This is a genomic window from Noviherbaspirillum sp. (assembly GCF_035254865.1).
Classification (GTDB): domain Bacteria; phylum Pseudomonadota; class Gammaproteobacteria; order Burkholderiales; family Burkholderiaceae_D; genus Noviherbaspirillum.
Window position 1 is genome coordinate 78396 of the sequence record NZ_DATFAF010000006.1, and the last position, 8587, is coordinate 86982.

An 8587-nucleotide genomic window follows, 5' to 3' on the forward strand; every position below is an offset into this window, starting at 1 on the left:
GGCACGGATGCGCACAAGGAGAGTTTGCCGATGAATCATCCGACCGATGGCCTTGTCGTTGTTGCCAAGCGCGAATGCCCGACATGCGCGCTGGTGGAACCCTTGCTGCAGGAACTGGCGCAGGCGGGAAAGCCGCTCGCCGTGTATGTGCAGGACAGCGCCGATTATGCGGCCGGCTGTCCTGCCGTGTTTTACGACGAGACCCTGGAAACGTCCTACCGGCTGGGCATCGAGGTGGTGCCGACTGTCATCCGCTTCGAGAATGGCCGGGAGGCGGAACGCTGCTACGGCTGGCATCGCGAAGACTGGCAAAAGATTACCGGACACAGCGAACTCGGCAAGGACTTGCCTGCGCTGCGGCCCGGCTGCGGTTCGAAGACGCTGGAGCCGGGCGTGCAGGAGGAGCTGGCTGTCCGTTTCGGCAATGTCCGTTTCGCATCGCGGCCGATCGAGATCGCCGGCAGCGAAGACCTGATGGAGGCATGCTTCGAGCGCGGCTGGACCGACGGCTTGCCGGTCGTGCCGCCGACGCGCGAGCGCGTGCTGCGCATGCTCGCCGGGACCACGCGTTCGCCCGAGGAAGTGGTCGGCACCGTGCCGCCCGATCTGGTCGCCTGCACCGTCGAGAAGGTCGCCATCAATGCCGTCATGGCGGGATGCAAGCCCGAGTACATGCCGGTGGTGCTGGCCGCACTGGAAGCGGCGCTGACCGACGATTTCGGCATGCATGGCATACTGTGCACCACGATGTTCGCCGGGCCGATGGTGATCGTCAACGGCCCGATCGCGCGCGCCATCGGCATGAATTCCGGGGTGAATGCGCTGGGCCAGGGCAACCGCGCCAATGCCACCATCGGGCGTGCCTTGCAGCTCATCATCCGCAATGTCGGCGGCGGGCGGCCGGGCGAGCTGGACCGCGCGACGCTCGGCACGCCGGGCAAGTATTCATTCTGCTTTGCCGAGGCCGAAGACAGTGCATGGGAGCCGCTTTCGGTCGAGCGCGGCTTTGCCAAGGGACGCTCGACGGTGACGCTGTTCGCCGGCGAGGGCGTGCAAGGCATCGTGGATCAGAAGTCGCGCACGCCGGAATCCCTGGCGCGCAGCTTCGCGCTCTGCCTGCGCGCGGTCGACCATCCGAAGCTGGCCATGGCGGGCGACGCGGTGCTGGTGGTATCGCCGGAGCACAGCCGCGTGTTCATCGAAGCCGGCTGGAGCAAGGCGCGGCTGCGCGAGGAACTGGAGCGCCTGCTTCAACTGCCGGGCGAAGAGATGGTGGTCGGCGCCGGCGGCATCGCGGAAGGATTGCCGCCGTCGATGGCGGCGGGCAGCGTGCCGAAATTCCGCCCCGGCGGCCTGATCATCGTTCGTGCCGGCGGCACCGCCGGATTGTTTTCTGCTGTGATTGCCGGCTGGGCCGCGTCAGGCCCGGTTGGTTCGACCCCTGTCACCAAGGAGATCGCTGTATGAAAGAAGCATCCATCCTGCTGGACCCGACCGCCGAGCGCGCGGCGGCGATGCGCGCCTTGCTGGCGCGTCCCGCCTCGCTAGCCGGACTGACGGTCGGCATTCTTGATATTTCCAAGGCACGCGGCAATGTCTTCCTCGACCGCGTCGACGAGCAATTGCGGGCGCGCGGCGTGAGCGTCAAGCGCTATCGCAAGCCGACCTTCACGCGCACCGCGCCGATCGCGCTCAAGCAGCAGATCGCGACCGAATGCAATCTCGTCATCGAAGGCCTGGCCGACTGAGGTTCCTGCACGTCGTGCTGTATGCATGACATCGCAGACCTTGAAGGTCGTGGCATTCCGGGAGTCGCGATTGCGTCTACTGAATTCGTGCAGGCAGCGGCTCTGCAATCCAAGGTGCTCGGATTCGATCCGGTCATGGTGTTCGTGCGGCATCCGATCCAGGACCGCAGCGACGATGAGTTGCGCGCGCTGGCCGACGAAGCGATCGAGGCGATCCTGCGCGGGATCACCGCGCCTTAGGCGACCTGTCGCCGGGAGGCGCGTGTGAGCGCGGCTGAACTTCCGCGCGTGCACCTGCCCTCGGTCGATCGCGTGCTCGCCTGGCCGGTCGTTGCGGCATTGATCGCCGCGCACGGCAGGCCGCTGGTCGTCGACGCGGTGCGCGCCGAGCTTGCCGCATTGCGCGCGCAATCGGCAACCCAGGGCGACGACGCGATTGCGCAAGGCATTTCGACCCGGGTCCTGGCCGACGCCACGCCGTCCCTGCGCAAGGTTTTCAATCTCACCGGCACGGTCCTGCACACCAATCTCGGCCGTGCGCCGCTGCCGCCGGAAGCCATCGAAGCCATGGTGCAGGTGGCGTCCGGCGCATCCAATCTCGAATACGATCTCGCCATCGGGCAGCGCGGCGACCGCGACGATCACGTCGAGCAGTGGCTGTGCCGGCTGACCGGCGCGCAAGCGGCGACCGTGGTGAACAACAATGCCGCGGCCGTGTTGCTGCTGTTGAACACCCTGTCGCTGCGCAAGGAAACCATCGTGTCGCGCGGCGAGCTGATCGAGATCGGCGGTGCCTTCCGTCTGCCGGACATCATGGCGCGCGCCGGCTGCAAATTGCGTGAAGTGGGCACGACCAACCGCACCCATCTGCGCGACTACGAAGAAGCGCTCGGGCCGCGCACCGCATTGATGCTCAAGGCCCATACCAGCAATTACCGGATCGAAGGTTTTGTCGCGGCGCCCGACGAACGCGCGCTGTCGCAACTGGCAAAGGAAAAGAGTTTGCCTTTCGTCGTCGACCTCGGCAGCGGCACCCTGATCGATCTCGCGCGCTTCGGCCTGCCGCATGAGCCGACGCCGGCCGAGACCCTTTCCAACGGTGCCGATCTGGTCACCTTCAGCGGCGACAAGCTGCTGGGCGGTCCGCAGGCGGGCATCATCGTCGGCCGCGCCGATCTGATTGCGCGCATCAAGAAGAATCCGATGAAACGCGCGATGCGTTGCGACAAGGTGACCATCGCCGCATTGGCTGCCGTGCTGCGCTTGTATGGCGATCCGGAGCGGCTGGTGCAACGTCTTCCCGCCCTGCGCCTGCTGGCGCGCTCGCCGCTCGACATCGAGGCACTGGCGCATCGCATGCGGCCCGTGGTCGGCGCCTGGTTGCACGGACGTGCCGAAGTCGACGTGGTGCCAGTGCACAGCCAGATCGGCAGCGGTTCGCTTCCGGTCGATGTGCTGCCGAGCTTTGCGCTGCGCATTCTGCCGAACCGCCCCGGACGTGCATCGGGAAGGGCAGTCGAGCAGATTGCCGCTGCCTTTCGCGATCTCGCCGTGCCGGTGATCGGCCGCATCGCCGACGGCGCTTTCCTGCTCGACATGCGCTGCCTGGAAGAAGAAGAGTTGTTCGTCGCAGGCTTCGCGGAGATGGCCGCGCCATGATCGTCGCCACCGCCGGCCACGTCGATCACGGCAAGACCACGCTCGTCGGAGCGTTGACTGGCGTGGACACCGATCGCCTGAAGGAAGAGAAGGAGCGCGGCATGTCGATCGACCTCGGCTTTGCCTACGCCGACTTCGGCCACGGGCAGCGCATCGGATTTGTCGATGTGCCGGGACATGAGCGCTTCCTGCGCAACATGCTGGCCGGGGTGGCGGCCATCGATTTCGCGCTGCTGGTGGTTGCCGCCGACGATGGCCCGATGCCGCAGACCGTCGAGCATCTGGCGATTCTCCAACTGCTCGGCATGCAATGCGGTGCGATCGCCTTGACCAAGATCGACCGGGTATCCGCGGAGCGGGTGCACGCGGCGCAGGCAGAAGTGCGGAGCCTGCTGGCGGGTAGCGGCCTGGAAGCTGCGCCGATTTTTCCCATGGCGACGACCTCGGGCGAGGGCGTGCAGGCCTTGCGCGAGCACTTGCGGGACAGTGCTCGCGCGCTTGCCGCGAAACCCGCGCGCGGCCATTTCCGTCTCGTGGTCGATCGCAGCTTCATCCTGTCCGGCGCCGGCCTGGTGGTCGCGGGACCGGTGCTGGCCGGGAGCGTGAAGGTCGGCGATCAGCTGATCGTGTCCCCGCAGGGCATCCCGGTGCGCGTGCGCGGCATACATGCGCAGAATCTTCCCGCCGATGCGGCGCGTGCCGGCGAGCGCTGCGCGCTCAACATCGCGGGCAGCGAGCTGCGACATGAAATGGTCGGGCGCGGGAACTGGCTGGTCGCTTCGGCCCTGCACGCGCCGAGCGATCGCATCGATGTCTGCGTCAAGGTGCTGGCAAGCGAAGCGCGTGCGCTGGCGCACTGGAGGCCGGTGCATGTGCATATCGGTGCCGCCGTCGCGAATGCGCGTGTCGCGGTCCTGGGCGAACGTGCGATTGCACCGGGGCAGAGCGGCTTTGCCCAGCTGGTGCTCGATGCGCCGGTCGCGGCGCTGCATGGCGACCGTTTCGTGTTGCGCGACCAATCGGCGCAGCGTACGATCGCCGGCGGCGAGGTGGTCGATCCGTTCGGTCCTTCGCGCGGAAGAGCGAAGTCGGCCCGGCTGACGCAACTGGCGGCAATGCGCATTCCGCAAGCTGCGCATGCATTGAATGCCTTGCTCGATGCGCAGCCGGAAGGCGTCGATCTGGAACGCTTTGCGCTGGCAAGAAATCTTGTCGCGGATGAAGTGGAGGCGCTGTGGACCGCACTCGGCATCCATGTCGTCAATGCCCGGCATGGCCGTCTCGGATTTTCGCCGGCACGCTGGCGGTCGCTGCAGGCGCAGGTGCTGGCTGCGCTGGAAGACTGGCACGGCCGGCAGCCGGAGAGTCTCGGCCCCTCGGAGGCGCAACTGGAAGCGGCGGTGGGCGTGCCGGCGCGTTCGCTCCTGTTAAGCGCCGTGCTGGCGGAGCTGATCGGGCAGCACAAGCTGCGGCGGGCAGGATTGTGTGTGTCGCTTGCGCAGCATGTGGCACGCTTGTCGGAAGGCGATGCGGCGCTGCTGGCGAAGGTGAGTACGCTGCTGGAAGCGAACGGTTTGCGGCCGCCGATTGTCGGCGAGCTCGCGCGCATGCTGGAGATGGAGCAAGCCGTGTTGCTCGCGTTTCTCGAACGGGCTGCCGCGCTGGGCCATCTCCTTCGCGTCGCCAAAAACCGGTTTTTTCTGCCTGCGACGATGGAGACGCTGGCGGAAGCGGCCCGACAGCTCGCCGGCGCTTCGGAGCAGGGCAGTTTTGATGCGGCCGGCTACCGTGATCGCACCGGCATAGGCCGCAATCTGACGATCGAGGTGCTCGAGTTTCTCGACCGCATTCGGGTCACGCGCTTTGCGGGAGGACGGCGGCGCCTTGCCTGATCGCAGGAGTATGCGAGCATGGTTCGGCTGGACTGAAGAGTTGTAACTCAACGGAAGGGAATCGTATCCCGGTGGAGCGCCCGGACTTCAAATCCGGCGAGACGCGCGCGGCGTGTCTGGTGGGTTCGACTCCCACTCCCTTCCGCCACTGTATTGTCAGGGCGAGAATGCCGCGCTAATCCAAAGTCGAAATATGCGGTAGCGGGGGGGCCCGCGATGTCGCCAGGCCGCGCAAGGCCAACGCCATGCCGAAGGACGCGTAGACCAGGAACATCGATGGCGTCGACAGGCGTTTTTCGAATCCCGGCTGCAGTCGCTGCGGCGTCAGATTGTAGTCGACAAAGCATGCCAGCCCGGCGACCGCGGCGCCGCCGGCCACAGCACGGCCGACGTCGCCGCGCTCGGCCGCTTCGCCAAACCATTTCTCATAGATGACGGCCCACAGCGTGGACGAGGCGTGGTGAATCACATAGCCGATGCCGGTGTAGCGCGGGCTCGGTTCGTCGTGCTCGGCGGCACCATCGCCCCAGATCCAGTGGCTGATTGCATTGGTCGGCGCATAGGGCGCCCCGGTTTCGCGCTGGCCGCGCCCGCCCAGCACGGCTGTCGAAACGAGACTGGCAATACTGCCGGTGACGGCGCCATCGCGAATTGCTTCCCGCCAGTTTTTCATGCTTTCTCCATGCGGCATGGCCGCGACTGAACTACGCGACCCGCTTGCCGGTCGTATTGTGTGTAAACAGATCTTGTCGCGACGTCAGAAAACCATGCAGTCGCTCCTGCGCAACTGACGGCAGGAAATACGAAAATGATGTTTCGCAGACACTTTCGAACTCTTCCATGTGACGCGTAAAAACAGGCGGGGTTCCCGCAGACGGAGGACGCGAAATTGGTCGTGCTGCTTACCGGAGCAAGCGGTTTCATCGGGCGCCATCTGGTGCAAGCGCTTGTCGCGTCGCAGCATCGGGTCATCTGCGCGTCGCGTCACGCGCGGCACAGCGAGAATCCGCAGATTCGCACTATCGGCGCCGACTTCACGCGCGACTTCGATATCGACACCTGGCTGCCGCGCGTGCGCGACGTCGATGTGGTGATCAATGCGGTCGGCATCATCAGGGAGCGTGGCGCGCAGACCTTCGAGGCCATTCACGAACGCGCGCCGGCAGCGCTGTTTGCTGCCTGCGCCGCCAGCCAGGTGCGGCTGGTGATACAGATCTCCGCACTCGGCGCGGACGAACATGCGCAGAGCGCCTACCACCGCAGCAAAAAGCGCGCCGACGATTTCCTCAGCCGCTTGCCGGTGCATGCGGTGATCGTCCAGCCTTCGCTGGTCTACGGCCCCGGCGGCACCAGCGCGCGCTTGTTCAATACGCTGGCAAGCCTGCCCTTGATCGGATTGCCGGGAAATGGCGCACAGGCGATCCAGCCGGTGCATATCGACGATCTGGTGGCGGCCATCATCGCGCTGCTGGATCGCCCGCCGACCAGCGGTACGCGCGTCGCGCTGGTCGGTCCACGCGCGATCACGCTGCGGTGCTTCCTGGGCGCGCTGCGTCGCGCGATGGGCATGGGCCGGGCGCGCTTCGTGCCGATGCCGATCGGCTTCATGCGTGCGGCCGCGTCGGCCGCATCGCGCCTGCCGGGCAGCCTGCTCGATGCCGAAACCTTGCAGATGCTCGAACGCGGCAATACCGCCAGTCCGGCGCAAATCACCGCCTTGCTCGGCCATGAACCGCGTGCTCCGAAGCAGTTCATCGCCCGGCATGACATGCGCGCCGAACGGCTGCAGGCGCAGCTCGGCTGGTTGTTGCCGCTGCTGCGCGTGTCGATCGCGCTGGTCTGGATCGTGACAGGCATCGTGTCGCTCGGCGTGTATCCGGTCGCCGACAGCTATGCGCTGCTGGCGCGCGTCGGCATCAGCGGCATGCTTGCCCCTGTGATGCTGTATGGCGCGGCGCTGCTGGATCTGGTGTTCGGCATCGCGACTCTGGCGCTGCATTGGCGGCGGCGCCGACTGCTGTGGCTGGCGCAGATTGCGGTCATCGTCTTCTATAGCATTATCATCAGCTGGCGCTTGCCGGAATTCTGGCTGCATCCTTACGGCCCGCTTCTGAAAAACCTTCCGATGCTGGCCGCTATCTGGCTCCTGCTGGAAGTGGAGGAACGCTGATGGATTACCTGACCGTGAAATGGCTGCATATCCTGTCGTCCACCTTGCTATTCGGCACCGGGGTGGGTTCCGCCTTTTATCTGCTGTTCACGAGTTTCAGCCGCGACCTGCGTGCGATTGCGGTCGTGACACGCCTGGTCGTGCTGGCCGACTGGATATTCACGACAACGACCGTGGTCATTCAGCCGCTCACGGGCTTTTACATGATGCAACTTGCCGGGCTGCCGATGCGCACGCACTGGATCGCCTGGTCGCTCGCCTTGTATGCCGTCGCCGTTGCGTGCTGGCTGCCCGTGGTCTGGTTGCAGATGCGCATGCGCCGCCTCGCGCGCGAGGCCGTCGAACGCAAGGCGCCGCTCGCGTTCTCCTATTGGCGCTATTTCTGGACCTGGGTCGCGCTCGGGGTCCCGGCGTTCATCGCTTTTCTGATCGTGTTTTACCTGATGGCCGCCAAGCCCGCGTGAGCGTGCAGGCAAGCACGACATGGCGGCCGCAAACGGTTTCCGTTTCGATTTTTTCGATGATCCTTGGCGCAAGCGCAAACCCCTTGTTGGCCGGCGCTGTTAGCCTCGCTGAAATTCGTTGAAACCGACTCCACCGATAAAAAATGGGTGGGCTCCGCGCGTGCGTCTTGCCGGGTCGGGGGCGCTGCCGCCAAGAGCAGTGTGGTTGCACATATAAGCTTGGAGTAGACTGTTTTTGCGAATTCGTCATAACGAGACGCCAATGGCATTTTCATTTCCGGAGAGATCCATCATCGTGCGTTACGCGATTGCTGCCGGCCTGGCTGGCCTGGCAGCCGCCTTGCATTGGGCGCTGCAGCCTTGGGTCGGGGCGCGCAGTCCTTTCCTGCTTTTCCTGCCGGCACTGCTTGTTACCGCGATGATCGCCGGACGCGGACCTGCTTTTGCCGTCCTGTTGATCGGGATGGTCAACGGTGCGCTGCTGCTTGATCCGGTCGGGCACCTCGCGGTCGCGGCCGTTAACGATCGCGCGGTCATGCTGGCTTATCTTGCCGTAGGAATATTGCTGGCATTTCTCGGCGGCAGATTTCGAATGGTGACCCATCGCGCGGCGGAGGCAGAACAGTTGCTCGGCCTTGCGCAAGAGAATGCCGG

Annotated in this window: 8 protein-coding genes and 1 tRNA gene; 8 read left to right on the top strand and 1 reads right to left on the bottom strand. The window is 65.4% G+C overall.

The window, feature by feature from the left end:
- Positions 1 to 30 precede the first annotated feature (30 nt).
- The 5 genes from VJ651_RS01865 (at position 31) to VJ651_RS01885 (ending at position 5447) form a co-directional block, all read left to right on the top strand.
- Positions 31 to 1467 carry a thioredoxin family protein gene (locus VJ651_RS01865; RefSeq protein ID WP_324105795.1) on the top strand — a complete coding sequence of 479 codons (1437 nt, stop codon included), beginning with the start codon at positions 31 to 33 and terminating at the stop codon, positions 1465 to 1467.
- A complete protein-coding gene (locus VJ651_RS01870; protein WP_324105796.1) occupies positions 1464 to 1988 on the top strand; it encodes a UGSC family (seleno)protein in 525 nt (174 codons plus the stop codon). The genes VJ651_RS01865 and VJ651_RS01870 overlap by 4 nt, the downstream gene beginning before the upstream one ends.
- Positions 1989 to 2012: 24 nt before the next feature.
- Positions 2013 to 3407 carry an L-seryl-tRNA(Sec) selenium transferase gene (gene selA, locus VJ651_RS01875; RefSeq protein ID WP_324105797.1) on the top strand — a complete coding sequence of 465 codons (1395 nt, stop codon included), beginning with the start codon at positions 2013 to 2015 and terminating at the stop codon, positions 3405 to 3407.
- Positions 3404 to 5299 (top strand): selenocysteine-specific translation elongation factor, encoded by a 1896-nt coding sequence (gene selB / locus VJ651_RS01880; protein WP_324105798.1) that lies wholly within the window; start codon positions 3404 to 3406, stop codon positions 5297 to 5299. The genes selA and selB overlap by 4 nt, the downstream gene beginning before the upstream one ends.
- 52 nt (positions 5300 to 5351) lie before the next feature.
- A tRNA-Sec gene (locus VJ651_RS01885) sits at positions 5352 to 5447 on the top strand.
- A 27-nt stretch (positions 5448 to 5474) separates the two neighbouring features.
- On the opposite strand, the gene VJ651_RS01890 is transcribed toward VJ651_RS01885, so the two are convergent.
- Positions 5475 to 5972, bottom strand: a complete 498-nt coding sequence (locus VJ651_RS01890) for a hypothetical protein (RefSeq protein WP_324105799.1) — start codon at positions 5970 to 5972, stop codon at positions 5475 to 5477.
- A 222-nt stretch (positions 5973 to 6194) separates the two neighbouring features.
- On the opposite strand from VJ651_RS01890, the gene VJ651_RS01895 reads away from it, so the two are divergent.
- The 3 genes from VJ651_RS01895 to VJ651_RS01905 form a co-directional block, all read left to right on the top strand.
- Positions 6195 to 7469: an SDR family oxidoreductase gene (locus VJ651_RS01895; protein ID WP_324105801.1), complete on the top strand. Its 1275-nt coding sequence runs from the start codon at positions 6195 to 6197 to the stop codon at positions 7467 to 7469.
- Positions 7469 to 7933, top strand: coding sequence for a DUF2269 family protein (locus tag VJ651_RS01900; protein WP_136417504.1), 465 nt, complete (start codon positions 7469 to 7471; stop codon positions 7931 to 7933). Before VJ651_RS01895 ends, VJ651_RS01900 begins: the two co-directional genes overlap by 1 nt.
- Positions 7934 to 8195: 262 nt before the next feature.
- The coding region (locus VJ651_RS01905; RefSeq protein WP_324105800.1) for a DUF4118 domain-containing protein at positions 8196 to 8587 on the top strand (392 nt) is incomplete at its 3' end.